We start from the raw sequence: 24,980 nt of genomic DNA, 5'->3' as shown, positions 1-24,980 counted from the left end.
AGAGATGACGGAAGACCCCCGGCTGCGTATCGCGGCTTCGAGTGCGGGCGGGACCGAGTGGGCGCACCTGGACGCGCTGGTGGCCGCCGAGGTGTCCTGGGGAAACCGGGTCAAGAAGTACTGGTATGTCGTCGACCCGCACTTCGGGGACTGGGAACTCACCTTTGACAAGCCCTTCCACGTGGCCCGGCTCAGGGAGACGTTCATCTTTCCCCCCAGCATTCAACTGATGACCGTCGAGGCGCAGCCGAACGGCCTCGGTGCCAGGATGTTCCTGAGCGACAACCTGAACAGGCTCGGGATCTCGGCGCCGCTGTCCAAGGACCTGCCCGCCGTCAACGCGGAGATCGAGCTATGAGCGAGCACGCCGAACAGGGTCCCCGGCCGATCGAGGTCTCCCCGCTGATCTACCGGCTGGCCGACAGCGTCGTGCTGATCGGTGTGCGGACGGGCGACCGCGGCCCGGAACCGCTCTACACGGATGTCTCCGGAGCGCTGTGCGCCGTCGCGTACACCGACCCGGAGGAGATCCGGCGCGATCTGCCCGAGGGCTACCGGCTGTTCCAGATCACCGTTCCCGAACTGCTCGCCCAACTGCCGCCCGCGGCCGGGCTGATCATCGATCCGCGCGCCGCCTCGCCGATCCACGTGGCCGCCGAGGAGCGCGATGTGGTGATCGCGGCGGGCCTGCCGTTCCCGGCCGGCGCGTACATCAAGGTCAAGGCGTCCGCGGACCCGCAGCCCCGGCTGCTGGCCGCCGCACTGCCGCGGATCGAGGCGCTGGCCGCGGTGCGGCGGCTGTACCTCACGCGCTACCGGGTCGCGGACGCCCGGGAGAAGATCCTGGTGGTGTACGAGGTCGACGCGGTGCCCGGAGCCGACACCGCGGCCGCGGACGCGGTGATGGCCGCCGCGGCCGACATCGCCCTGGCCGACCCGATGCAGATCGTGGCCCTCGGCGACGTTCCGGAGGACCTGCGCGCCGTCGTTCTCGCCGACGTCGAGCCCGCGTACGTCCGGCCGGATCTGCGGGGCTGAGCGGGCGCCCGCCCGCAGGCCCATTACGCTGCCGCTATGACCACCGCTACTGTCGCGCCCGACCTCGAAACGTTCCGCAAGCTGGCGGAGGACCGCCGGGTGATCCCCGTCAGCCGGAGGCTTTTGGCGGACGGCGACACCCCGGTCGGGCTGTACCGCAAGCTCGCGGGCGAGCGTCCTGGGACGTTCCTGCTGGAGTCGGCGGAGAACGGCCGCTCGTGGTCGCGGTACTCGTTCGTCGGGGTGCGCAGCGCCGCGACGCTGACCGAGCGCGACGGGCAGGCGCACTGGCAGGGGACCCCGCCGGTGGGCGTGCCCACCGGCGGCGATCCGCTGGAGGCGCTGCGGGTCACGGTCGAGACCCTGCACACCCCGCGCGACCTGCACGCGGGCGGCGGGCTGCCGCCGTTCACCGGCGGGATGGTCGGCTACCTCGGCTACGACATCGTGCGCCGCCTGGAGAAGATCGGCGAGCACGGCGAGGACGAACTGCGGCTGCCCGAGCTGACGATGCTGCTCACCTCGGACCTGGCGGTGCTGGACCACTGGGACGGCAGCGTGCTGCTGATCGCGAACGCGATCAACCACAACGACCTGGCCACCGGCATCGACGAGGCGTACGCCGACGCCGTCGCCCGGCTGGACGCGATGGCCGCGGACCTGGCCCGGCCGGCCGGGTCGGCCGCCGTCGAGCTGCCCGCCTCGGAGCTGCCGGAGTTCACCGGGCGCTGGGGATCGGCGGCCTACCAGGCGGCCGTCGAGGACATCAAGGAGCGGATCCGGGCGGGCGAGGCGTTCCAGGTGGTGCCCTCGCAGCGGTTCGAGACCCCGTGTCCGGCGAGCGCGCTGGACGTGTACCGGGTGCTGCGGGCGACCAACCCGAGTCCGTACATGTACCTGTTCCGCTTCGACGGCTTCGACGTCGTGGGCTCCAGCCCCGAGGCGCTGGTCAAGGTCGAGGACGGCCGGGCGCTGGTGCACCCGATCGCCGGCACCCGGCCGCGCGGTGCGACCCCGCAGGAGGACGCGGCGCTCGGGGAGGAACTGATGGCGGATCCCAAGGAGCGTGCCGAGCATCTGATGCTGGTGGACCTGGGCCGCAACGACCTGGGGCGGGTGTGCGAACCGGGCAGCGTCGAGGTCGTGGACTTCATGTCCGTCGAGCGCTACAGCCACGTCATGCACATCGTCTCGACCGTCACCGGCCGGGTGGCCGAGGGCCGCACCGCCTTCGACGTGCTGACGGCCTGCTTCCCGGCCGGCACCCTCTCGGGCGCCCCCAAGCCGCGCGCGATGCAGATCATCGACGAGCTGGAGCCGGTCCGCCGCGGTCTGTACGGCGGCTGCGTCGGCTATCTGGACTTCGCCGGCGACTCCGACACCGCGATCGCCATCCGCACCGCGCTGCTGCGCGACGGCACCGCGTACGTCCAGGCGGGCGCCGGTGTCGTCGCCGACTCGGACCCGGTCGCTGAGGACACCGAGTGCCGAAACAAGGCGGCGGCGGTGCTGCGCGCGGTGGCGACCGCGAGCCGGCTGCACACCGACGCGCAGGCGTGACCGCGGGAACGCCGGTGGGAAAACGCGAAGGCGGGGCGCCCCGGATCGGGCCGCCCCGCCGTGCTTCACGGGGCCGTCAGCCCGTGAAGGCCGAGGTGCCGTTCGGGGTGCCGAGTCCCGTCGGGCCGTCGTATCCGGCCTTGGCGGTGCACAGGTACGAGCCCGAGCAGCTGCCGTTGGAGCCGCTCGTCACGTCGTTGAGCGCCGAGGTGTGGGCGTACGGGAACGAGGTCGGGTACGAACCGGACGACGGGGCGCCGGCGATGGCGTACACACCCGCGATGATCGGCGCCGAGGCGCTGGTGCCACCGAAGGTGTAGTAGCCGGCGGCGATCCCGTACGAGTCGTAGATCGCGACACCGGTGGCCGGGTCGGCGACCGCCGAGACGTCGGAGATGGTCCGCTTGGCGCAGCCGGTGTCCTGCTGCCAGGACTGCTTGGCGTCGTAGGCGGAGCAGCCGGAGCCGGTGCCCTCGGTGCTGTTCGTGGACCAGACGGTCTCGGTCCAGCCGCGGGCGTTGGAGGCGGTCTTGAGGGCGGTGCCGCCGACCGAGGTCACGTACTTGGAGGCGGCGGGGTACTCGGCGCCGTAGGCGGAGTCACCGGCGCTGACCGTGATCGCCACACCCGGGTGGTTGAAGTAGCTGCTGTCGTAGGAGGCGTCGGAGGAGGACTCCCCGCCGCCGTAGCTGTTCGAGACGTACTTCGCGCCCAGGGTGACGGCACGGTTCACCGCGGTGCCGAGGTTCGCCATCGAGGGGGTCTTGGCCTCGACGAGCAGGATCTTGCACTTGGGGCAGATCGCGCTGGCCATGTCGAGGTCGAGGGATATCTCCTCCGACCAGCCGGCGTCGGCGGTGGGCAGCGCGGTGGTGCTGCCGGTCTGACTGACCTTCTTGAAGCAGCCGTTGGCCGTGGTGCAGGCCGGCAGTCCGTAGTGCGCGCGGTAGACGCCGAGGTCCGCCTCGGCGTTCGGGTCGTCGTAGGCGTCGACGATCGCGATCGTCCGCCCGGCGCCGTTGGCGGCCGCCGCGGAGGTCAGCCCGTAGGCCTTCTGAAGATCGCTCGGGCCGTAACCTGTGGGGGCGGCGGCCGCATTGGGGGTGATCGTCGTGCCTCGGACGTTGGTGGTGTGCACCGTGCCGCTGGTGACGCGGAGCGCCTTGCACGCCATCTCGCCCGCCTTGGGCAGGGCACAGGCGCGCGCGGTGTGCACGGCCTGGTCCGCGTTCACTGCGACGTTCCGGGCGGTCGCGGCGGTCCGCGCGACCGGCTGCGCGTCGGCGGACGGGGCGATGGCGAAGCCCGCCAGGGCCAGTGCCGCGACGGCGGTGAGGGAGAGTCCGGCGCGCCGAAGCGACGCCGGAGTAAGGGTTGTGCGCAACGTACTGCCTCCTGTGGCGGTAAACCGGGGGCTGTGCGGGGGGAATTGATCCGCTGGAGCGAGGTGGTCGCACGGGGGATCGGCGCGAACGTATGGTGACGGGCGCACGTCAACAAGACGGCAGACGGAGTCTCTACCTCCGCTTTGCTTTCGGCAGTGATCGCATGGGTGAAAACTTGCTCACTCATGGGCTGGTCGGTGCATGAAATCGACTCGTGGTGGTCTGTCCCTGATCGGTCCCCCGCCTGTGCCGCCCGCGGGCCGACGCGCGATAGTGGTCTACGTGACTGCCGTGCCCCAGCCCCGCCCCGCCGAAGAATCCGCGACCACCGCGACCGTCCCGGTTCCGCCCGGGACCGCCCCTGAACCCACCGCGCCCGCCCCGGAACGCCGCCGACCCCGTGGTGACGGGGCCGTAAGCGCACCGCACTGGCCGCCGCAGCCTGGCCCTCGCGCTGCTGCTCGGCGTCATGCGCCCGCCCTCACGCTGCTCGCGGCGGGCAAGACCTGGGCCCACGGGACCGCGAAGTACGCCGAGGCTCGGTGGCGCTCACCGTCTCCGGCAGCGAGATCACCGGCGTGCCCGGCGCGCTCGCGCTCGTCGGCCTCGCCGCGCTGGTCGCCGTGTTCGCCGTCCGCGGGATCGGCCGCGCCGTCGTCTCGGGACTGCTCGTGCTGTGCGGCGCGGGCATCGTGACCGCAGCCCTCACCGACGGCCCCGGCTCCGCCCTGGACGCGGCCGCCACGGCCGCCACGACGCTGGCCAGTACGACCGTCGTCGGTGAGAGTTCCACCACATGGCCATGGGCCGCCGCCGCCGGGGGCGCTGCTGCTCGCGGCCGGAATGCTGGCCGTGCTGCGCGGCCGCCACTGGCCGGGGATGTCCAACCGCTACGACCGGGACGGGGCCACCGGCCTGCCGTCCCGCAGGCGCAGCGCCCGCCCCCCTGGACCCCGAGCGCCCCGAGGGCTGTGGAAGGCCCTCGACCGCGGCGAGGACCCGACCGGGGGGCTGACCGGGGCTGACCGGGGGCCGGCGTGGGGCCGACCTGGGGCCGGCCCACGCCGCACCCCCGTGCACAAGGCGCTCCGGGAGCGCGCAAGAATGGACGAGGACAACTTCCCCGACCGAGAACATAATGGGAGCACTCATGGCGGGCACCAACCACGGCCACACCCCTGCCGCCTGGACCGGCGTCATAATCGCCTTCATCGGATTCTGCGTCTCGGGTGCCTTCATGGTGATGGCCGAGCCGCTCGGATTCTGGGCGGGCCTGGTCGTGGTCCTGCTCGGCGGCGTCGTCGGCCTCGTGATGCGCGCGATGGGCCTGGGCCAGCCCCGGAAGCCCGCCCACAGCTGACGTCCGGCTCCAACGGCACGACACGCACGACAGGCGCGGCCCCGGCTGATCCGGGGCTGCGCCTTCGTACGTCCCGGGGCACAATCAGGCACGTGACCGACAAGCTGACCGCCGTGCCGCCGCCCGCCGGCACCGCCGCGCCGCATCACGAGCCGTGGTCCGCCCCGGAGCCCGCGCCGCCCGCCGGCCGGCTGCGGCGGGCCGCCGTCCCGCTGGGGGTGCTGGCGGGAGTCGTCGCCGCCTTCGCGTACGTCGGAGCGGTCGACCCGAACACCCCCGGCCACTACCCGGTCTGCCCGCTGCTGAAGTACACCGGGATCTACTGCCCCGGGTGCGGCGGGCTGCGCAGCGCCCACGCGGTCGCGCACGGTGACTTCGGCGCGGCTCTCGGTCTGAACGCGCTGGCGGTGGCGGCCTATGTGCTCTTCGCCGTGGTCTGGGTGGTGTGGCTGTCGCGGACGCTGCGCGGCCGTCCGTTCGAGATCCGGATGCGGCCCGCGTACTGGTGGGCGATCGGCGCGGTGGCGCTGTTCTTCAGCGTCGCCCGGAACCTTCCGTTCGGATCGGCGCTCGCCCCGTAGCGCTCCAGCGCTCCAGCGCCCCGGTACGCCGGGTGATGGCAGGAACCGGCCATCTGCTGTCCGGTCCGCCCCCCTGGCGGCCGGAGGAACCGTGCCACGCAGGGCGGACGGATACCCCCGGTGGCCGCATTTGTCCAGGTAGTGGGACCGGGATCGACCGGATGCGCGCCCTCCGCCCTCGGCCGGATACCATCAGTGAGCCGAAGCAGGCATTTGCCGGCTTGATCGTTGACTGGCTTGATCGTTTCGGTGTACGGACCGTGCTCCACCACCCAGCCCGGAAGGGGACCGCTCGCGTGAGTGTGCTCGACGAGATCATCGACGGAGTCCGCGCCGACCTCGCCGACCGGCAGGCTCAGGTCTCCATCGACGAGCTCAAGGAGCGGGCCGCCAAGGCACGCGAAGCGATGGACGGAGTCGCCGCGCTGCGCGGTGACAGCGTCAAGGTCATCTGCGAGGTCAAGCGCTCCAGCCCCTCCAAGGGCGCGCTGGCCGCCATCGCCGACCCGGCCGGGCTCGCCGCCGACTACGAGGCGGGCGGCGCCGCGGTCATCAGCGTCCTCACCGAACAGCGCAAGTTCGGCGGCTCCCTCGCCGACCTCGAAGCGGTCCGCGCCAAGGTCGACATCCCGGTGCTCCGCAAGGACTTCATCGTCACCGCGTACCAGCTGTGGGAGGCCCGCGCCTACGGTGCCGACCTCGCCCTGCTGATCGTCGCCGCCCTGGAGCAGGACGCGCTGGTCTCGCTCATCGAGCGTGCGACCTCGATCGGGCTCACCCCGATCGTCGAGGTGCACGACGAGGAGGAGGTCGCCCGCGCGGTCGACGCCGGCGCCCGGATCATCGGCGTCAACGCCAGGAACCTCAAGACCCTCGAGGTCGACCGCGGCAACTTCGCGCGCATCGCGCCCGAGATCCCGGACGAGATCGTGAAGATCGCCGAGTCCGGTGTCCGCGGCCCGCACGACCTCATCGCGTACGCCAACGACGGCGCCGACGCCGTGCTCGTCGGCGAGTCCCTGGTGACCGGCAAGGACCCGCGGGCGGCCGTCGCCGACCTCGTGGCCGCCGGCGCCCACCCCGCCCTGCGGTTCGGGCGGAAGTAACCCCCATGTCGATCTCGACGCGCCTCGCCCCCGGTTGCCGCCCCCGCGGCTGCCGGGCGCCGGCGCGTCGCGTATTGGGCCGTCGGGTGCGTTATGTGATCGGCGGCGAGCCCGGACAGGTCAACGGAATGCGATGGCGTCGCGGCTGAGCCGCGACACTTCCATCAGCCATCGCATTTCACTGTCAGGGGACTCCTGTGTCTGCCATGTCAGAATTCTTCATTCCCGATCCTGAGGGTCGGATCCCGAGCGCCGAAGGCTACTTCGGCGCGTTCGGCGGCAAGTTCATCCCGGAGGCGCTGGTCGCCGCCGTGGACGAGGTCGCCGCGGAGTACGAGAAGGCCAAGGCCGATCCGGCCTTCGCCGCTGAGCTGAACGACCTGATGGTCAACTACACCGGCCGGCCGAGCGCGCTCACCGAGGTCGCGCGGTTCGCCGAGCACGCGGGCGGCGCCCGGGTGTTCCTCAAGCGCGAGGACCTCAACCACACCGGCTCGCACAAGATCAACAACGTGCTGGGCCAGGCGCTGCTCACCAAGCGGATGGGCAAGACCCGCGTCATCGCCGAGACCGGCGCCGGCCAGCACGGCGTCGCCACCGCCACCGCGTGCGCGCTCTTCGGCCTCGAGTGCACCATCTACATGGGCGAGGTCGACACCAAGCGCCAGGCGCTGAACGTCGCACGGATGCGGATGCTCGGCGCCGAGGTCGTCTCCGTGACGTCCGGCAGCCGCACCCTCAAGGACGCCATCAACGAGGCGTTCCGCGACTGGGTCGCCAACGTCGACCGCACCCACTACCTCTTCGGCACGGTGGCCGGACCGCACCCCTTCCCGGCGCTGGTCCGTGACTTCCACCGGGTCATCGGCGTCGAGGCCCGCCGGCAGATCCTGGAGCGCACCGGACGGCTCCCGGACGTCGCCGTCGCCTGCGTCGGCGGTGGCTCGAACGCCATCGGGCTCTTCCACGCCTTCCTCCCCGACGCGGGCGTACGCCTCGTCGGCTGCGAGCCCGCAGGCCACGGCGTGGAGACCGGCGAGCACGCCGCGACCCTCAGCCAGGGCGAGCCCGGCATCCTGCACGGCTCCCGCTCCTACGTCCTGCAGGACGACGAGGGGCAGATCACCGAGCCGTACTCGATCTCGGCGGGACTGGACTACCCGGGCGTCGGCCCGGAGCACTCCTACCTCAAGGACACCGGCCGCGCCGAGTACCGCGCGGTCACCGACGACGACGCGATGCAGGCACTGCGCCTGCTGTCGCGCACCGAGGGCATCATCCCCGCGATCGAGAGCGCGCACGCGCTCGCCGGAGCGCTGGAGATCGGCCGCGAACTGGGCCCGGACGCCCTGCTCCTGGTGAACCTCTCCGGACGCGGCGACAAGGACATGGACACCGCGGCCCGCTACTTCGGTCTGTACGAGAACGAGAACGAGCAGGGGGAAGCCAAGTGAGCGGCAACATCGCGCTGTTGAACGCGGCCCTGGCCGCGGCGAAGGCCGAGAACCGGGCCGCGCTGGTCGGCTACCTCCCGGCCGGATTCCCCACCGTCGACGGCGGAATCGAAGCCGTCAAGGCGATGCTCGAAGGCGGCTGCGACGTCGTCGAGATCGGCCTGCCGCACAGCGACCCGGTGCTCGACGGACCGGTCATCCAGACCGCCGACGACATCGCGCTGCGCGGCGGCGTCCGGATCAAGGACGTGCTGCGCACCGTCCGCGAGGCGCACGCCGCCACCGGAGCGCCGGTGCTGGTCATGACGTACTGGAATCCCGTCGACCGGTACGGCGCCGATCGGTTCGCCGCCGACCTCGCCGAGGCGGGCGGCGCCGGCTGCATCCTGCCCGACCTGCCGGTCGAGGAGTCCGAGGTGTGGCGCAAGGCCGCGGAGCTGCACGGTCTGGCCACCGTCTTCGTGGTCGCGCCGAGCAGCCGCGACGCGCGGCTCGCCAAGATCACCGCGGTGGGCACCGGTTTCGTCTACGCGGCGTCGCTGATGGGCGTCACCGGCACCCGGGTGAGCGTCGGCGAGCAGGCGGCCGACCTCGTCCTGCGCACCCGCGCCACCACGGACCTGCCGGTCTGTGTCGGCCTGGGCGTCTCCAACCCCGAGCAGGCCGCCGAGGTCGCCGCCTTCGCGGACGGCGTCATCGTCGGCTCCGCGTTCGTCAAGCGGCTTCTGGACGCGCCCGACCTGGAAGCGGGTCTGGCCGGGGTGCGGGAGCTGGCCGGCGAGCTGGCGGCGGGCGTCCGCAAGCGCACCGGGGCGGTCCGGCAGAGCCGGTAGGACAGATCGTTTTAGTCCCTCATTAGGGCGAATCAGGACCGGGGAGGCGCAGCGGCGCCTCCCCGGTTCGTTGTCCAGGGGTGTGAGCCAGAAGAACCGTGAGGGAAAGCGCACCGCCCGTGAGGCGATGCATGGACAGCGCGAGAAGGACAAGGCGCGCGACAAACGCAAGAGGACACTGATCGTCGGCGGTGCCGTCGTCGTGGTCCTGGCGATTGCCGGGGTGGTGGCCGGGGTGCTGGCCAACCACAAGAGCGAACCGGCCAAACCGGTGGCGTCCCCCAAGGGCGCGACCGGCAACGACAACCTCGTCATTCCCACCGGCGCGGCCGACGCGCCGTCCACCCTGACCGTCTACGAGGACTTCCGCTGCCCCGGCTGCGGCATGTTCGAGAAGACCTTCCGCGACACCGTGCACTCCCTGGAGGACAGCGGCGCGCTGAAGGCCGACTACCACCTGGTGACGATCATCGACGGCAACATGGGCGGTACCGGCTCGCTGAACGCGGGCAACGCCGCCGTCTGCGCGCAGGACGCGGGCAAGTTCCGGGCGTTCCACGACGTTCTCTACGAGAACCAGCCGGACGAGCGGGAGGACAAGTTCGGGGACAAGGCGTATCTGCTGGAGCTCGCCGACAAGGTGCCGGGGCTGAAGACCGACACCTTCACCGCGTGTGTGAACAACGGCACGTACGACAGCTGGATCAAGAAGTCGGCCGCCGCCTTCGGCGGCTCCGGCTTCAGTTCCACCCCGACCGTGCTGCTCAACGGCAAGAGCGTCTACGGAAACCAGACCGACCCGCTGACCCCGGACAAGCTCAAGCAGCAGGTCGAGGCGGCCAACAAGGGCAAGAAGGCGGGCACCGTCACGCCGACCCCCACGTCCTGACACCCGTCCCGACCGCATCACGACCGCATCACGACGGCAGGGCCGTTACGCGTCCGTAGCCGGGCTGGTTGCCACTCCACCCGCCCGGCACGGTAGCGTCGGCCCTGCTATGGAGATCCTCGCTTTCATTCCCAGTCCGTCCAGCGGTGTGGTGTACCTCGGACCCATCCCGCTCCGCGGCTACGCGTTCTGCATCATCATCGGCGTCTTCGTAGCCGTCTGGCTCGGAAACAAGCGGTGGGTGGCCCGCGGTGGCCAGAAGGGGACCGTCGCGGACATCGCCGTGTGGGCGGTGCCCTTCGGACTCGTCGGCGGCCGGCTCTACCACGTCATCACCGACTACGAGCTGTACTTCGGTGACGGCAAGGACTGGGTCAACGCGTTCAAGATCTGGGAGGGCGGCCTCGGCATCTGGGGCGCGATCGCGCTCGGTGCGGTCGGCGCCTGGATCGGCTGCCGCCGCCGGGGCATCCCGCTGCCGGCCTGGGCGGACGCCCTCGCCCCGGGCATCGCGCTGGCGCAGGCCTGCGGCCGCTGGGGCAACTGGTTCAACCAGGAGCTCTACGGGCGCGCCACCGACCTGCCGTGGGCGCTGAAGATCAGCGCCACCGACAGCCACCCGGGCGGCACCTACCACCCGACGTTCCTGTACGAGTCGCTGTGGTGCGTCGGTGTCGCGCTGCTGGTGATCTGGGCGGACCGCAAGTACGGCCTCGGCCACGGCCGGGCCTTCGCGCTGTACGTCGCGTCGTACTGTGTGGGCCGCTTCTGGATCGAGTACATGCGCGTCGACGACGCCCACCACATCCTGGGTCTGCGGCTGAACGACTGGACCTCGATCGTCGTCTTCATCGGCGCCGTGGTCTACATGGTGCTGTCGGCGCGGTGGCACCCGGGCGTCGAGACGGTCGTGGAGCCGGCGGCGGCGGGCGGCGACGTGAGCCTGGACAAGGGCACCGCGGACGCGGACGCCGGGAAGAACGGCAAGGACGCCGATTCCCAGGGCTCCGACGCCGAGGATTCCGAAGCCTCGAACTCTGGCGCGAAGGTGTCGGAGAACGACGGCGCAGAGGCGTCCAAATCCTCCTGAACCCCCTCGCTCCTCCCGCGGCCGCCGGCTCTTCCGAGTCCGGCGGCCGCGGTGTTTTCGCAGGTAGGACAGCCTTTCCTAGCTGGAATGCGGCGGAATTCGCGCGTACCTTCGGGGTGTTCGCAGGGAGGGGACCGGGGCGCGTGCTCCGGTCGGAGGGAGTACCGCCACATGTCGACGGCCGTCGAGACCGACGAGAAGCCCGCGCCGTACCACGTCGCGCACCACACCCACCGGGACGTCAGCGGTGGCTGGCTGCGGCCCGCGGTGTTCGGGGCGATGGACGGACTGGTGTCGAACCTCGCGCTGATGACCGGTGTCGCCGGCGGTGACGTCGACACGAAGGTGATCGTGGTCACCGGGCTGGCGGGGCTGGCGGCCGGCGCGTTCTCGATGGCGGCGGGGGAGTACACCTCGGTGGCCTCGCAGCGCGAACTGGTCGAGGCGGAGCTGGCCATCGAACGGCTGGAGCTGAGCCGGCACCCCAAGGACGAGCTGCGGGAGCTGGCCGCGCTGTACGTGTCCCGCGGTGTGGAGCCCGAGCTGGCGATGGAGGTGGCCCGGCAGATGTCGGCCGACCCCGAGCAGGCGCTGGAGATACACGCCCGCGAGGAACTGGGCATCGACCCGGCGGACCTGCCGTCGCCGCTGGTGGCGGCCGGCTCCTCGTTCGTGTCCTTCGCGCTCGGCGCGCTGCTGCCGGTGCTGCCCTATCTGCTGGGCGCCACGGCGCTGTGGCCCGCGCTGGTGCTGGCGCTGATCGGGCTGTTCGGCTGCGGTGCCGCGGTGGCCCGGGTGACGGCCCGCTCGTGGTGGTTCAGCGGAATCCGGCAGCTCCTGTTGGGCGGAGCGGCTGCCGGGGTTACCTTCGTACTGGGTTCATTCATCGGTACCGCCGTCGGCTGAGCCGCGTGATCGAGGCCACAAGCCTCCTGTTGTTTCCCTCTCGTTTCAGGTACCGCGCCACCGGGCATCAGACCGTGGCGCCGGGCGGGATCCGCCCCGGGCAACTCTGTAACGACATGGTCCGTAGGTACTGCGTACTCCCTGCATACACCGCACCTTGTCCACATGATGGAACTGAGTATCCGCTTCTCGAACACTCGGTCATCATGTAACCTGCACGAAATCGCAGAGGGCCAACGTCGTCCCTATTGCGCATGCCTATGACAGGCACTGCATATATGCCAATGACGACGACGGGAGAGCCGATGCGTTCCGCGTTCATGGACGGGCGACCCGCCCCGCAGGGAATGTACGACCCCCGCAACGAGCACGACGCCTGTGGCGTCGGCTTCGTGGCCACCCTGACGGGCGAGGCCAGCCACGCGCTGGTCGAGCAGGCACTGACCGTTCTGCGCAATCTGGAGCACCGCGGTGCCACCGGTTCCGAACCCGACTCGGGTGACGGCGCGGGCATCCTCCTCCAGGTCCCGGACGCGTTTCTGCGCGAAGCCGCCGGGTTCGCCCTCCCCGGGGCCGGCCACTACGCCGTAGGCATCGGATTCCTGCCCGTCGACACCGAGGACCGCACCAAGGCCGTCGACGCGATCGAGAGGATCGCCGTCGAAGAGGGCCTCAGCGTCCTCGGCTGGCGCGAGGTCCCCGTCGCGCCGCAGCTGCTGGGTGCCACGGCCCGCTCGACGATGCCGCACTTCGCCCAGCTCTTCGTCGCCGACGCCTCGGGCACCAGGTCCGGCCTGGCGCTGGACCGGCCCGCCTTCGTGCTGCGCAAGCGCGCCGAGCGCGAGGCCGACGTCTACTTCCCGTCGCTGTCCGCGCGCACGATCATCTACAAGGGCATGCTCACCACCGGGCAGCTGGAGCCGTTCTTCCCGGACCTGTCGGACCGGCGGACCGCCACCGCGATCGCCCTGGTGCACTCCCGCTTCTCCACCAACACCTTCCCGAGCTGGCCGCTGGCCCACCCGTACCGGTTCGTGGCGCACAACGGTGAGATCAACACCGTCAAGGGCAACCGCAACTGGATGCGGGCCCGCGAGTCGCAGCTCGACAGCGACCTGTTCGACGGCAGCCTGGAGCGGGTCTTCCCGGTCTGCACCCCGGGCGCCTCGGACACCGCGTCCTTCGACGAGGTGCTGGAACTGCTGCACCTCGGCGGCCGCTCGCTGCCGCACAGCGTGCTGATGATGATCCCCGAGGCATGGGAGAACCACGCCTCGATGGAGCCCGCCCGCCGCGCGTTCTACCAGTACCACTCCACGATCATGGAGCCCTGGGACGGGCCGGCCTGTGTCACCTTCACCGACGGCACCCAGGTCGGCGCGGTCCTGGACCGCAACGGTCTGCGCCCCGGCCGCTACTGGGTGACCGACGACGGCCTCGTCGTGCTCGCCTCGGAGTCCGGCGTCCTGGACATCGAGCCCGGCAAGATCGTCCGCAAGGGACGGCTGCAGCCCGGCAAGATGTTCCTCGTCGACACCGCCGAGCACCGCATCATCGAGGACGACGAGATCAAGACGGCGCTGGCCGCCGAGCACCCGTACGCGGAGTGGCTCGACGCCGGGCTGATCGCCCTGGAGGACCTGCCCGAGCGTGAGCACATCGTGCACACCCACGCCTCGGTCACCCGCCGCCAGCAGACCTTCGGCTACACCGAGGAAGAGCTGCGCGTCATCCTCGCCCCGATGGCCAAGACCGGCGGCGAGCCGCTCGGCTCCATGGGCACCGACTCGCCGATCGCGGCGCTGTCCGACCGCCCCCGGCTGCTCTTCGACTACTTCACCCAGCTCTTCGCGCAGGTCACCAACCCGCCGCTGGACGCCATCCGCGAGGAGCTCGTCACCTCGCTGATCTCCACGGTCGGCCCCGGCGGCAACCTGCTGGAGCCGTCACCGGCCTCCTGTCGCAACGTCGTGCTGCCCTTCCCGGTGATAGACAACGACGAGCTGGCCAAGCTCATCCACATCAACGCCGACGGCGACCTGCCCGGCCTCGGCGCCGCGACCCTGTCCGGCCTGTACCGGGTCGCGGGCGGCGGCGCGTCCCTCGCGGCGCGCCTCAGCGAGATCTGCGCCGAGGTCGACACCGCGATGGAGGACGGCGCGCGCCTCATCGTGCTGTCCGACCGGCACTCCGACGCCGAGCACGCGCCGATCCCGTCGCTGCTGCTCACCTCGGCCGTCCACCACCACCTGATCCGTACCAAGCAGCGCACCCAGGTCGGCCTGATCGTCGAGGCCGGCGATGTGCGCGAGGTGCACCACGTCGCGCTGCTCATCGGCTACGGTGCCGCGGCCGTCAACCCGTACCTGGCCATGGAGTCCGTCGAGGACCTGGCGCGCGCGGACACCTTCCTGCAGGGCATCGAGGCCGAGGACGCGATCCGCAACCTCATCAAGGCGCTCGGCAAGGGCGTCCTGAAGGTCATGTCCAAGATGGGCATCTCCACCGTCGCCTCCTACCGCGGCGCTCAGGTCTTCGAGGCCATCGGCCTGGACACCGAGTTCGTGGACACCTACTTCCACGGCACCGACACCAAGCTCGGCGGCTCCGGCCTCGACGTGGTCGCCCAGGAGGTCGCCGCCCGGCACGCCAAGGCCTACCCGGTCTCCGGCATCGCCGCCGCGCACCGCCGCCTCGACATCGGCGGCGAGTACCAGTGGCGCCGCGAGGGCGAGCCGCACCTGTTCGACCCGGACACGGTCTTCCGGCTGCAGCATTCCACGCGCACCCGCCGCTACGACATCTTCAAGCAGTACACCAGCCGCGTCGACGAGCAGTCGGAGCGTTTGATGACGCTGCGCGGGCTGTTCAACTTCAAGGAGGGCCGTACCCCGATCTCCATCGACGAGGTCGAGCCGGTCTCCTCGATCGTCCGGCGCTTCTCCACCGGCGCCATGTCGTACGGCTCCATCTCCATGGAGGCGCACGAGACCCTCGCCATCGCCATGAACCAGCTGGGCGGCAAGTCCAACACCGGTGAGGGCGGCGAGGACGCCGAGCGGCTCTACGACCCGGCCCGGCGCAGCGCCATCAAGCAGGTCGCCTCCGGCCGCTTCGGCGTGACCAGCGAATACCTGGTGAACTCCGACGACATCCAGATCAAGATGGCGCAGGGCGCCAAGCCCGGCGAGGGCGGCCAGCTGCCCGGCCACAAGGTCTACCCCTGGGTCGCCAAGACCCGGCACAGCACGCCCGGCGTCGGCCTGATCTCGCCGCCGCCGCACCACGACATCTACTCGATCGAGGACCTCGCCCAGCTGATCCACGACCTGAAGAACGCCAACCCCAAGGCGCGCATTCACGTCAAGCTGGTCTCCGAGGTCGGCGTCGGCACCGTCGCCGCCGGTGTCTCCAAGGCACACGCGGACGTCGTCCTGATCTCCGGCCACGACGGCGGAACGGGCGCCTCGCCGCTCACCTCGCTCAAGCACGCGGGCGGCCCCTGGGAGCTCGGCCTGGCCGAGACCCAGCAGACGCTGCTGCTCAACGGGTTGCGCGACCGTATCGTCGTGCAGACCGACGGCCAGCTCAAGACCGGCCGTGACGTCGTCATCGCCGCCCTGCTGGGCGCCGAGGAGTTCGGCTTCGCGACCGCACCGCTGGTCGTCTCGGGCTGCATCATGATGCGCGTCTGCCACCTGGACACCTGCCCGGTCGGCGTCGCCACCCAGAACCCGGTGCTGCGCGAGCGCTTCAGCGGCAAGGCCGAGTACATCGTCAACTTCTTCGAGTTCATCGCCGAAGAGGTCCGCGAGATCCTCGCCGAGCTGGGCTTCCGCACCATCGAGGAGGCCGTCGGCCACGCCGAGCTCATCGACGCCGGCCGCGCCGTCGACCACTGGAAGGCGCAGGGCCTGGACCTGGCCCCGCTGCTGTACGTGCCGGAGCTGCCCGACGGCGCGGTCCGGCACCAGGTAACGGTGCAGGACCACGGTCTGGAGAAGGCGCTCGACAACACGCTGATCCAGCTCGCCGAGGAGGCGCTGGCCACCGGCGCCCCGGTCCGTATCCAGCTCCCGATCCGCAACGTCAACCGCACGGTCGGCACCATGCTCGGCCACGAGGTGACGAAGAAGTACGGTGGCGCGGGCCTGCCCGAGGACACCATCGACGTCACCCTGACCGGCTCCGCCGGCCAGTCGTTCGGCGCCTTCCTCCCCCGGGGCATCACGCTCCGCCTGGAGGGCGACGCCAACGACTACGTCGGCAAGGGCCTGTCCGGTGGCCGCGTCATCGTCCGCCCGGACCGCGGTGCCGACCACCTCGCCGAGTTCTCCACCATCGCGGGCAACACCATCGCGTACGGTGCGACCGGCGGCGAGCTGTTCCTGCGCGGCCGGACCGGCGAACGGTTCTGCGTCCGCAACTCCGGTGCCACCGTCGTCTCGGAGGGCGTGGGCGACCACGGCTGCGAGTACATGACCGGCGGCCGGGCCGTCGTCCTGGGCGAGACGGGCCGCAACTTCGCGGCCGGCATGTCCGGCGGTATCGCGTACGTCCTGGACCTCGACCCGGACAACGTCAACACCGGCATGGTCAATGTCGAGGCGCTCGACGCCGAGGACATCACGTGGCTGCACGATGTCGTGCGCCGCCACCAGGAGGAGACCGGCTCCACCGTCGCCGAGAAGCTGCTCGGCGACTGGGGAACCACCCTCACCCGCTTCGGCAAGGTCATGCCGAGGGACTACAAGGCAGTGCTCGCCGCCAAGAACGCCGCCGAGCAGGCCGGACTCTCCGAGTCCGAGACCACCGCGAAGATGATGGAGGCGGCTAATGGCTGACCCCAAGGGCTTCCTCACCACGCCCCGCCAGCTGTGCGACCGGCGTCCCGTCGAGGAGCGCAAGCAGGACTGGAACGAGGTCTACATCCCCGGCGGGCTGTTGCCGATCATCAGCAAGCAGGCCGGCCGCTGCATGGACTGCGGTATCCCGTTCTGCCATAACGGCTGTCCGCTCGGAAACCTCATCCCCGAGTGGAACGACTACGCCTACCGCGAGGACTGGACCGCGGCCAGCGAGCGGCTGCACGCGACCAACAACTTCCCGGAGTTCACCGGGCGGCTGTGCCCCGCGCCCTGCGAGTCCGCCTGTGTGCTGGGCATCAACCAGGACGCCGTCACCATCAAGAATGTCGAAGTCACCATCATCGACAAGGCCTGGGACAGCGGTGACGTGACGCCGCAGCCGCCGGAGCGGCTGTCCGGCAAGACCGTCGCCGTCATCGGCTCGGGCCCGGCCGGTCTGGCCGCCGCCCAGCAGCTGACCCGCGCCGGCCACACGGTCGCGGTGTACGAGCGCGCCGACCGCATCGGCGGCCTGCTGCGCTACGGCATCCCCGAGTTCAAGATGGAAAAGCGGCACATCAACCGCCGTATCGAGCAGATGCGCGCCGAGGGCACCAAGTTCCGCACCGGTGTCCAGATCGGCACCGACCTGCTGGGCGACAAGCTCAAGAAGCGTTATGACGCCGTCGTCATCGCCGCCGGCGCCACCCAGGCCCGCGATCTGCCGGTGCCCGGCCGTGAGCTCGGCGGCATCCACCAGGCGATGGAGTACCTGCCGCTCGCCAACAAGGTGCAGGAGGGCGACTTCGTCGCTCCGCCGATCACCGCCGAGGGCAAGCACGTGGTCGTCATCGGCGGCGGCGACACCGGTGCCGACTGCGTCGGCACCGCCCACCGCCAGGGCGCGGCCTCGGTCACCCAGCTGGAGATCATGCCGCGGCCGTCCGACGACCGCCCGGAGAACCAGCCCTGGCCGACGATGCCGATGACGTACAAGGTCACCTCGGCGCACGAGGAGGGCGGCGAGCGCGTCTACGCCGTCAACACCGTGAAGTTCGAGGGCGACGAGGACGGCAACGTCCAGTCGCTGCACCTGGTCGAGGTGGTGTTCCAGGACGGGAAGTTCGTGCCGCAGCCGGGCACCGAGCGCTCCATCCCGGCCCAGCTCGTCACGCTGGCCATGGGCTTCACCGGCACCGACCAGAAGAACGGCCTGATCGACCAGCTCGGCCTGGAACTGGACGCGCGCGGCAACATCGCCCGCGACCAGGACTACGCGACCAACGTCGGCGGCGTGTTCGTCGCCGGTGACGCGGGCCGCGGCCAGTCGCTCATCGTGTGGGCCATCGCCGAGGGCCGCTCGGCCGCCAGCGCGGTGGACCGCTTCCTGACCGGCGCCAGCACCCTGCCGTCCCCGGTCCGCCCTACGGACCGCCCGGTCTCCGTCTGATCCGCACCACCCCGAGCTGTCCCGCACAACGAAGTGCGGAACATGACGCGGCGCCTGCCCACCCCGACCACGGGGGCAGGCGCCGCGCACCTTTTCCGGACCCGCCGGCCGATCTCAGGTGTCGCACTCCAGCACCGTCCGGCAGAGCGTGCAGCGGGCGGTGACGCGGCCGCGCACCGGGACCCGGATCCGCTGATGGCAGGTGGGGCAGGGGAAGGAGACCCGCGGCGGGTTCGTCGCCTCGAAGGAGTAGCCGCCCAGCGGTGCCGCGGGCTGCGCGGTGCCCGCGCGCCGGTCCCTGGCGTAGCGCCGCCGGGCCGTCCAGCCGGCGGCGAGCAGCGGCGGCTGCCGCCGCTCCTGCTCGGCGAGGACCAGCCCGGCCCGGTAGGCGTCACGCGCCAGCGGGCTGCTGAACCACGGCTCGATGTCGTCGCCGAAGACCAGCGCCCGCTTCGCGAGCACATAGCCGTACTCCTCCGGCGTCAGATAGCCCAGCTTGTACGCGGACATCATCAGCCGGTCCTCCCGGATCGCCGGCTCCTCCCGGTACGAGTCCAGCAGCAGCCAGCCCGCCCCGAGGAACGCCGTCGCGGTGTCGGTCAGGATCTCGTTGTCGCGGGTGCCGGGCAGTTCCAGACCGAGCCGGTGCAGGTAGACGTGCATGACCTCGTGCGCCAGCGCCGCGCCCACATCGCGGCGGTCCGTCTTGAAGCGGGAGTGCAGCTCGACGAAGTACTCGGGGCCCGCCGCCAGTTCGACACTGCCCGCGTGCACCATGTCGCGGAACCCCACCACCATCCGGGCGTCCGGCAGCCGGAAGTGCTGCAGCATCACACGCGCCACGCGCTGCGCCCCCAGATACGGGTCCTCGTCCGGCGGGAACTCCACCGACTCCGGGCGCACGCTCGCCGGGTACTGCTCGACCGTGTCGGCGGACAGCCGCCGGTACAGCGCGGTGAGCGAGCTCTGGATCGTGGCCAGGTGCGGGAACCCGTGCTCGATCTCGGTCACAGCCATCTCCCCCCGCCGGCCACCGTGCGGACCGGTGGCCTTTCGAGATTACGCGTCCGCACCGGGGGAGACGCGGAAACCACTGGTGGTGCCTCCGTGCGGGGGCACAAAGATCGCGGGACCGTACGGTGTGCCCGCTCTGCGGTTGCGGGGGCCGAGGACCCCCGGTCCCATGGAGGAACACGGGAACCCGGGACCGGCCCGAAGGGAACGCATGACGATCAGCGTGGTCATCGCCGATGACCAGGAGATGGTCAGGACCGGTTTCCGGATGATCCTGGACAGCGAGCCGGACATCGACGTCGTCGCCGATGTCGTCGACGGTGAGGCCGCCCTCGACGCCGCCCGCCGGCTGCACCCCGACGTCTGCCTCCTCGACATCCGGATGCCGGGACTCGACGGCCTGGAAGTGACCCGGCTGCTGTGCGCCCCCGAGGTGGTCCGGCCGCCCCGCGTCGTCATCGTCACCACCTTCGACCTGGACGAATACGTGCACACCGCGCTGCGCAACGGCGCCTGCGGCTTCCTGCTCAAGGACTCCAGCCCCGCCATGCTCGTCGAGGCGGTGCGGGCCGCCGCGGTCGGCGACTCGCTGATCTCGCCCGCCATCACCGTGCGGCTGCTGCGCGACATGGCACCGGCCGCCGGCTCGCCGGGGGCCGGTCCCGTACGGCAGCCCGCCGAGCCGCTCACCGAACGCGAGCAGGACGTCGTGCGGTGCCTGGCCCGCGGTATGACGAACGCGGAGATCGCCTCCGAGCTGTTCGTGTCCCTCTCCACCGTCAAGACCCACCTGGGCCATGTGCAGATCAAGCTCGAGGCCCGCAACCGGGTCGAGATCGCGGCCTGGGCGTGGGAGAGCGGGCTGGCCGCCGGGCCGGGAGGCGGGCCCGCGTGAACAATCTGCCCGGGTGGGCGGTCCGGCACCCGGGGCTGGCCGTCGCGGCCAAGATCACGCTCTGCGCGGTGCTGCTGTTCCTGGTCAGCTTCGAGGGCGTGGTCCTCGCCCAGCAGCCGAGCCGCCCGCACGCGATCGTCTGGGCCGCGGGCATCATCGTCTGCCTGTGCGTCGTGCCCTACACCCGCGTCCCGCTCGTCCCCCGGGCCTGCGTGGCCGTCGCCGTCTCCTGGACCGCCTCGATCATCCTCATGGCGGGGGAGCACCCGGAGGTCACCTGGGGCCTGGGCGAGGGCATCGCCCTGCTCGTGCTGCTCGCCGCCGTGGTGCAGCGCTGCCCCGCCCGCACGGCGGCGATCCTCGGACCGATGCTGGGCGTCGCCTGCGTCACCGCCCCCATGCGGGACGTCAGCCCCGGCGCCTTCACCGTCCTGTACGGGGTGCTGACCGTCCTCGTCACCGCGTACTCCCTCATCCAGCGCCAGCAGGCCGGCCAGCGCGTCAACGACCTCGCCGCCGTCCGCTCAGCCGAGCGCCTGGAACTCGCCCGCGAACTGCACGACCTCGTCGCGCACCACGTCACCGGCATCGCCGTCCAGGCGCGCGCCGCCCGCTACACGGGGGTGTCGGGCGAGCAGGCGGACGCCACCTTCGCCCGTATCGAGAACTCCTCGGGCGAGGCGCTCGCGGCGATGCGGCGGCTGGTGCGGGTGCTGCGCGAAGGCGCCGCCGAGACCACGCCGGTCGCCGGCATCGTCCAGGTCAGGGAGCTGGCCGAGGCCTTCTCCGAGGTCGGGCCGCCCGTCGTGCTGTACGTGGAGCGGGGTCTGGACGAACGGATCCCCTCGGACGTCGCCGCCGGAGTGCACCGCATCGTCCGCGAGGCGCTCACCAACATCCGCAAGCACGCCGCCGACGCCACCGCCGTCCGCATCGGCCTGCGCTCCGTGCCCGCGGGGCTCGAACTGCGCATCACCGACGACGGCACCGGCGCCGCCCGCCTCTCCGCGCAGGCGTTCGGCGGCGGCTACGGCCTGGTCGGGCTCCAGGAGCGTGCCGAGGCGCTGGGCGGCGAACTCACCGCGGGCCCGGCCCCCGAGGGCGGCTGGCAGATCCTGGCGACGCTGTCACTCGACGCGTGAACCCGCCGGCCGCGCGGACCCGGCCGGAAGCGTGCACCCGGCGGATGCGCGGGCAGTCGATTCCGGCCCGACCCATGAGTCCAACAGCGGCCCACCTTTGTCCATGGGCGCGCCGGGTCCCCGCGACGCAAGGTGTAGGGCGATCGACCTGTGAAGCAGCTGTACAGCCGGTGGTCACCGGCTGTGCCGCCCACGGCAACCGGCGGTGCGTCCAGCAGCACCGCCATGCCGTGGCGATGCCGTAGTTATGCCGTAGTGAGGAGTGCGATGTCCGCCCCCGACACCAGCATGGAAGCCGGTCCCAGCCGCCGCGCGGTGGTGCTCTCCACCGCAGCCGCCGGACTGGCCGCGGCGCTCGTCCCCGGACAGGGCAGCGCCGCCGCCGCGACGGCCGCCGCGGGCCGAGCGGTGATCCGCTCGGCGCAGCTGGACGTCCGCGTCCACACCGCCTTCCCCGGCATCGCCTCCTACACCGACCGCGGCACCGGCGCCGTCATCCACGGCGCGCCCGCCCCCGCGAGCACCGTCCTCATCGACGGCGCCGTCCACACCCCGCAGGTCACCAGCGCGGTCCGCGCCCACCGCATCGCGTACACCCTCACTTTCGACGGCGGGACGCGCATCGAAGCGCAGATCGCCGTCGACGGCTGGACCGCCGAATTCCGTGTCACCGCCATCGCCGACACCGACAGCCTGCGCGTGGGCACCCTGCAGATCCCCGGACTGCGGCTGCTGAGCGTGCGCAGCGACCAGCCGGGGGCCACCCTGCTCGCCGCGAAGCTGCAGCTCGACAAGGCCACCAGCGGCGACACCCTGGTCCGCGTCACCGCCACCACACCCGCCGAGGCGGCGGCCACCGGCTGCGCGTACGCGGTCGTCGCCACCGACGCGCTCGGCGCCGCGATCGAGAGCAACACCGTCTACGACAAGCCGGTCGGCGCGCAGGGCACCACCTGGGAGAACGGCCGCTTCTGGCGGCAGACCCTGGCCGGCGACGGCTGGATCGAATCCGGGCTGGCGCCCGGCCAGTGGACGTACCGGGCCGCCGGCGCCGCCACCACCGACACCGAGCCGCTGCCGTACGCCAAGGTCATCGTCACCCGGGACCGCAACGGCGACGGGAAGGCCGACTGGCAGGACGCGGCGATCGCACTGCGGGACATCGCCGTCACCCCGCTCGGCGCCGACACCCAGCACCTGCGGGTCGTCCCGCACATCCCGTTCAACTTCGCCAGCCAGGCCACCAACCCGTTCCTGGCCACCCTCGACAACGTCAAGCGGATCTCCCTGGCCACCGACGGGCTGCGGCAGTTCACCCTCCTCAAGGGCTACCAGTCCGAGGGCCACGACTCCGCGCACCCCGACTACGGCGGCAACTACAACCGGCGTGCGGGCGGCCTCGCCGACCTCAACACCCTCGTCGCCCGCGGCGCCCGCTGGAACAGCGACTTCGCCGTCCACGTCAACGCCACCGAGTCCTACCCGGTGGCCAACGCCTTCTCCGACCAGCTCGTCGACAAGACCGACCAGCAGTGGGACTGGCTCGACCAGTCCTATCGGATCAACGCCCGCCGCGACCTGATCAGCGGCGACATCGCCGCCCGCTTCCAGCAGCTGCGCGACGAGACCCACCCGGCGCTCAACACGATCTACCTCGACGTGTTCCGCGAGTCGGGCTGGACCTCCGACCGGCTCCAGCGCCATCTGCGCGCCCAGGGCTGGAACGTCACCAGCGAATGGGGCCACGGCCTGGAGCGCTCCTCCCTGTGGTCGCACTGGGCGAACGAGACCGACTACGGCGGCGACACCTCGCGCGGCATCAACTCGCAGCTCATCCGCATGGTGCGGCACCATCAGAAGGACGTCTTCGCCGACAAGTGGCCGCTGCTGGGCACCGCCAAGCTCGGCACCTTCGAGGGCTGGGTCGGCAAGACCGACTGGAACGCCTTCTACCGCACCGTCTGGACGGAGAACCTGCCCGCCAAGTACCTCCAGGCGTACCCGATCAGCACCTGGACCGACCACGAGATCACCTTCTCCGGACCCACCGCCACCTCGGTGACCGACGCCGACGGCACGAAGACCATCACCACCGACGGCCGCACCGTCTACCGCGGCGGCAGCTACCTGCTGCCCTGGGAGCCGCGGCAGGCCAAAAACCCGCCGAAGCTCTACCACTACAACCCGGCGGGCGGCGCCTCCACCTGGCGGCTGCCGGCCGGCTGGGCGGCGGCCCGCACCGTCAGCCTCTACCGCCTCACCGACCAGGGCCGCCGCTTCGAAGGCGACCTGCCGGTCCGGTCCGGCTCCGTCACCGTGCCCGCCGAGGCCGGACAGCCCTACGTCGTGTACCGCGACCGGGCGCCCCGCCAGGCCGCCCCCGGCTGGGGCGAGGGCACCGTGATCCACGACCCCGGCTTCCACTCCGGCCGGCTCGACGACTGGCACGTCAACGGGCCGGCGACCGTCGTCCGCAACCCCATCGGCGACTACGAACTCGTCATCGGCGCCGGCCCCGCCGCCTTCGTCGGCCAGCGCCTGACGCGGCTGCGGCCCGGCAGCTACGCGGCCTCCGTCCAGGTCGAGGTCGGCGCCACCGCGGGGGAGCGGCGCAGGGCGGCCCTGGAGGTCCGTACCGCCGACGGCGTCACCGCCGTCAACTGGACCGACACCTCCACCGCGGGCAACTACGTCGCCGCCGACCGCAAGCACGGCTCCCGCATGCAGCGGATGTTCACCTGGTTCACCGTCCCCGAAGGCGGCGGCCCGGTCACCCTCGCCCTGCGCGCCGACGAGGGAGCGGCCCGCGTCACCTTCGACAACGTCCGTGTCGTCGCCGCCCTCCCCACCCGCAGCCCCGGCGCCCTCGTCCACGAGGACTTCGAGAACGTCCCCCAGGGCTGGGGCGCCTTCGTCAAGGGCGACGCAGGCGACGTCACCGACCCCCGCACCCACATCGCGCAGCGGCACTCCCCGTTCACCCAGGCCGGCTGGAACGGCAAGGTGATCGACGACATCATCGACGGCACCCAGTCCCTCAAGTCCCGCGGCGAGAACGACGGGCTGATCTACCGGACCGTCCCGCACACCGCCCGCTTCGCCCCCGGCCGCCGCTACCGCGTCACGTTCCGCTACGAGAACGAGGAAGCCGGCCAGTACGCCTGGATCACCGCCACCGACCGCCCGGAAACCACCGAACTGTCCCGGACGCTGCTGCCCGCCGCCCGGACGCCCGCCACCCACAGCTATGAGTTCACCGCCCCCGCCGACGGCGACGCCTGGGTGGGGCTGCGCAAGGCCGGCGACAGCGGCACCGCCGAGTTCTCCCTCGACACCTTCACCGTCACGGACCTCGGTCCTGCATAACACCCCAAACCGCCAGGGGGCCGGGGGCGTGGCCCCGACCCCCTGGCCAGCACCGCACTCCATG

The 24,980-nt window shown here is 71.4% G+C and carries 18 protein-coding genes and 1 pseudogene; 17 read left to right on the top strand and 2 right to left on the bottom strand.

What is annotated here, in order from left to right; translation table 11 throughout:
* The first annotated feature begins 4 nt into the window (after positions 1 to 4).
* Genes C8250_RS13935 through C8250_RS13925 form a run of 3 tightly spaced genes read left to right on the top strand, consistent with a single transcriptional unit; the run spans position 5 to position 2,598 of the window.
* A complete protein-coding gene (locus C8250_RS13935; RefSeq protein WP_138356919.1) occupies positions 5 to 358 on the top strand; it encodes a hypothetical protein in 354 nt (117 codons plus the stop codon).
* Complete coding sequence (locus C8250_RS13930; RefSeq protein WP_138356918.1) at positions 355 to 1,038, top strand: enhanced serine sensitivity protein SseB C-terminal domain-containing protein; 684 nt, start codon at positions 355 to 357, stop codon at positions 1,036 to 1,038. Before C8250_RS13935 ends, C8250_RS13930 begins: the two co-directional genes overlap by 4 nt.
* Positions 1,039 to 1,074: 36 nt before the next feature.
* Entirely contained in the window at positions 1,075 to 2,598 is a 1,524-nt protein-coding gene (locus C8250_RS13925) for an anthranilate synthase component I (RefSeq protein ID WP_138356917.1), read from the top strand.
* A gap of 76 nt (positions 2,599 to 2,674) precedes the next feature.
* Here C8250_RS13925 and C8250_RS13920 read toward each other — a convergent pair whose 3' ends face one another.
* Complete coding sequence (locus C8250_RS13920; protein ID WP_138356916.1) at positions 2,675 to 3,982, bottom strand: peptidase S8; 1,308 nt, start codon at positions 3,980 to 3,982, stop codon at positions 2,675 to 2,677.
* A gap of 470 nt (positions 3,983 to 4,452) precedes the next feature.
* Here C8250_RS13920 and C8250_RS13915 point away from each other — a divergent pair.
* From C8250_RS13915 to C8250_RS13865, 11 genes and pseudogenes are all read left to right on the top strand, one after another.
* Positions 4,453 to 4,988 (top strand): annotated as a pseudogene (locus C8250_RS13915) (TIGR02234 family membrane protein); the annotation flags it as partial.
* A gap of 145 nt (positions 4,989 to 5,133) precedes the next feature.
* Positions 5,134 to 5,343: an HGxxPAAW family protein gene (locus tag C8250_RS13910; RefSeq protein WP_138358680.1), complete on the top strand. Its 210-nt coding sequence runs from the start codon at positions 5,134 to 5,136 to the stop codon at positions 5,341 to 5,343.
* 191 nt (positions 5,344 to 5,534) lie between these two features.
* Entirely contained in the window at positions 5,535 to 5,924 is a 390-nt protein-coding gene (locus C8250_RS13905; RefSeq protein WP_232484840.1) for a DUF2752 domain-containing protein, read from the top strand.
* A 296-nt stretch (positions 5,925 to 6,220) separates the two neighbouring features.
* The gene (gene trpC / locus C8250_RS13900) at positions 6,221 to 7,030 is read left to right on the top strand and encodes an indole-3-glycerol phosphate synthase TrpC (protein ID WP_138358678.1); all 810 of its coding nucleotides are present in this window, start codon (positions 6,221 to 6,223) and stop codon (positions 7,028 to 7,030) included.
* Between the two features lie 206 nt (positions 7,031 to 7,236).
* Positions 7,237 to 8,484 carry a tryptophan synthase subunit beta gene (trpB, locus tag C8250_RS13895; protein ID WP_138358677.1) on the top strand — a complete coding sequence of 416 codons (1,248 nt, stop codon included), beginning with the start codon at positions 7,237 to 7,239 and terminating at the stop codon, positions 8,482 to 8,484.
* On the top strand, positions 8,481 to 9,317 hold the full coding sequence (gene trpA, locus C8250_RS13890; RefSeq protein WP_138358675.1) for a tryptophan synthase subunit alpha: 837 nt from the start codon (positions 8,481 to 8,483) through the stop codon (positions 9,315 to 9,317). Before trpB ends, trpA begins: the two co-directional genes overlap by 4 nt.
* 82 nt (positions 9,318 to 9,399) lie before the next feature.
* Positions 9,400 to 10,206: a thioredoxin domain-containing protein gene (locus C8250_RS13885; protein WP_138358674.1), complete on the top strand. Its 807-nt coding sequence runs from the start codon at positions 9,400 to 9,402 to the stop codon at positions 10,204 to 10,206.
* A 109-nt stretch (positions 10,207 to 10,315) separates the two neighbouring features.
* On the top strand, positions 10,316 to 11,296 hold the full coding sequence (gene lgt, locus C8250_RS13880; protein WP_138358672.1) for a prolipoprotein diacylglyceryl transferase: 981 nt from the start codon (positions 10,316 to 10,318) through the stop codon (positions 11,294 to 11,296).
* A gap of 171 nt (positions 11,297 to 11,467) precedes the next feature.
* Positions 11,468 to 12,202, top strand: a complete 735-nt coding sequence (locus tag C8250_RS13875) for a VIT1/CCC1 transporter family protein (RefSeq protein ID WP_138358671.1) — start codon at positions 11,468 to 11,470, stop codon at positions 12,200 to 12,202.
* A gap of 305 nt (positions 12,203 to 12,507) precedes the next feature.
* Positions 12,508 to 17,046: a glutamate synthase large subunit gene (gltB, locus tag C8250_RS13870; RefSeq protein ID WP_138358669.1), complete on the top strand. Its 4,539-nt coding sequence runs from the start codon at positions 12,508 to 12,510 to the stop codon at positions 17,044 to 17,046.
* Entirely contained in the window at positions 17,039 to 18,499 is a 1,461-nt protein-coding gene (locus C8250_RS13865; protein ID WP_138358668.1) for a glutamate synthase subunit beta, read from the top strand. The genes gltB and C8250_RS13865 overlap by 8 nt, the downstream gene beginning before the upstream one ends.
* Before the next feature lie 114 nt (positions 18,500 to 18,613).
* Here the strand turns inward: C8250_RS13865 and C8250_RS13860 are convergent, their stop codons facing one another.
* On the bottom strand, positions 18,614 to 19,516 hold the full coding sequence (locus C8250_RS13860) for a hypothetical protein (RefSeq protein ID WP_138358666.1): 903 nt from the start codon (positions 19,514 to 19,516) through the stop codon (positions 18,614 to 18,616).
* Positions 19,517 to 19,724: 208 nt separating this feature from the next.
* Here C8250_RS13860 and C8250_RS13855 point away from each other — a divergent pair, with 208 nt between their 5' ends.
* The 3 genes from C8250_RS13855 to C8250_RS13845 all read left to right on the top strand — a co-directional run bounded on the left by C8250_RS13855 (position 19,725) and on the right by C8250_RS13845 (position 24,916).
* The gene (locus C8250_RS13855) at positions 19,725 to 20,408 is read left to right on the top strand and encodes a response regulator transcription factor (RefSeq protein ID WP_138358665.1); all 684 of its coding nucleotides are present in this window, start codon (positions 19,725 to 19,727) and stop codon (positions 20,406 to 20,408) included.
* The gene (locus C8250_RS13850) at positions 20,405 to 21,550 is read left to right on the top strand and encodes a sensor histidine kinase (protein WP_307811231.1); all 1,146 of its coding nucleotides are present in this window, start codon (positions 20,405 to 20,407) and stop codon (positions 21,548 to 21,550) included. The genes C8250_RS13855 and C8250_RS13850 overlap by 4 nt, the downstream gene beginning before the upstream one ends.
* A 267-nt stretch (positions 21,551 to 21,817) precedes the next feature.
* The gene (locus C8250_RS13845) at positions 21,818 to 24,916 is read left to right on the top strand and encodes an endo-alpha-N-acetylgalactosaminidase family protein (RefSeq protein WP_138358663.1); all 3,099 of its coding nucleotides are present in this window, start codon (positions 21,818 to 21,820) and stop codon (positions 24,914 to 24,916) included.
* Positions 24,917 to 24,980 lie beyond the last annotated feature (64 nt).

The sequence above is a fragment of the Streptomyces sp. So13.3 genome (assembly GCF_005860785.2).
GTDB lineage: Bacteria > Actinomycetota > Actinomycetes > Streptomycetales > Streptomycetaceae > Actinacidiphila > Actinacidiphila fildesensis.
Note: the sequence above shows the minus strand (reverse complement) of the source record. Positions and strands in the feature narration are given on the sequence as shown.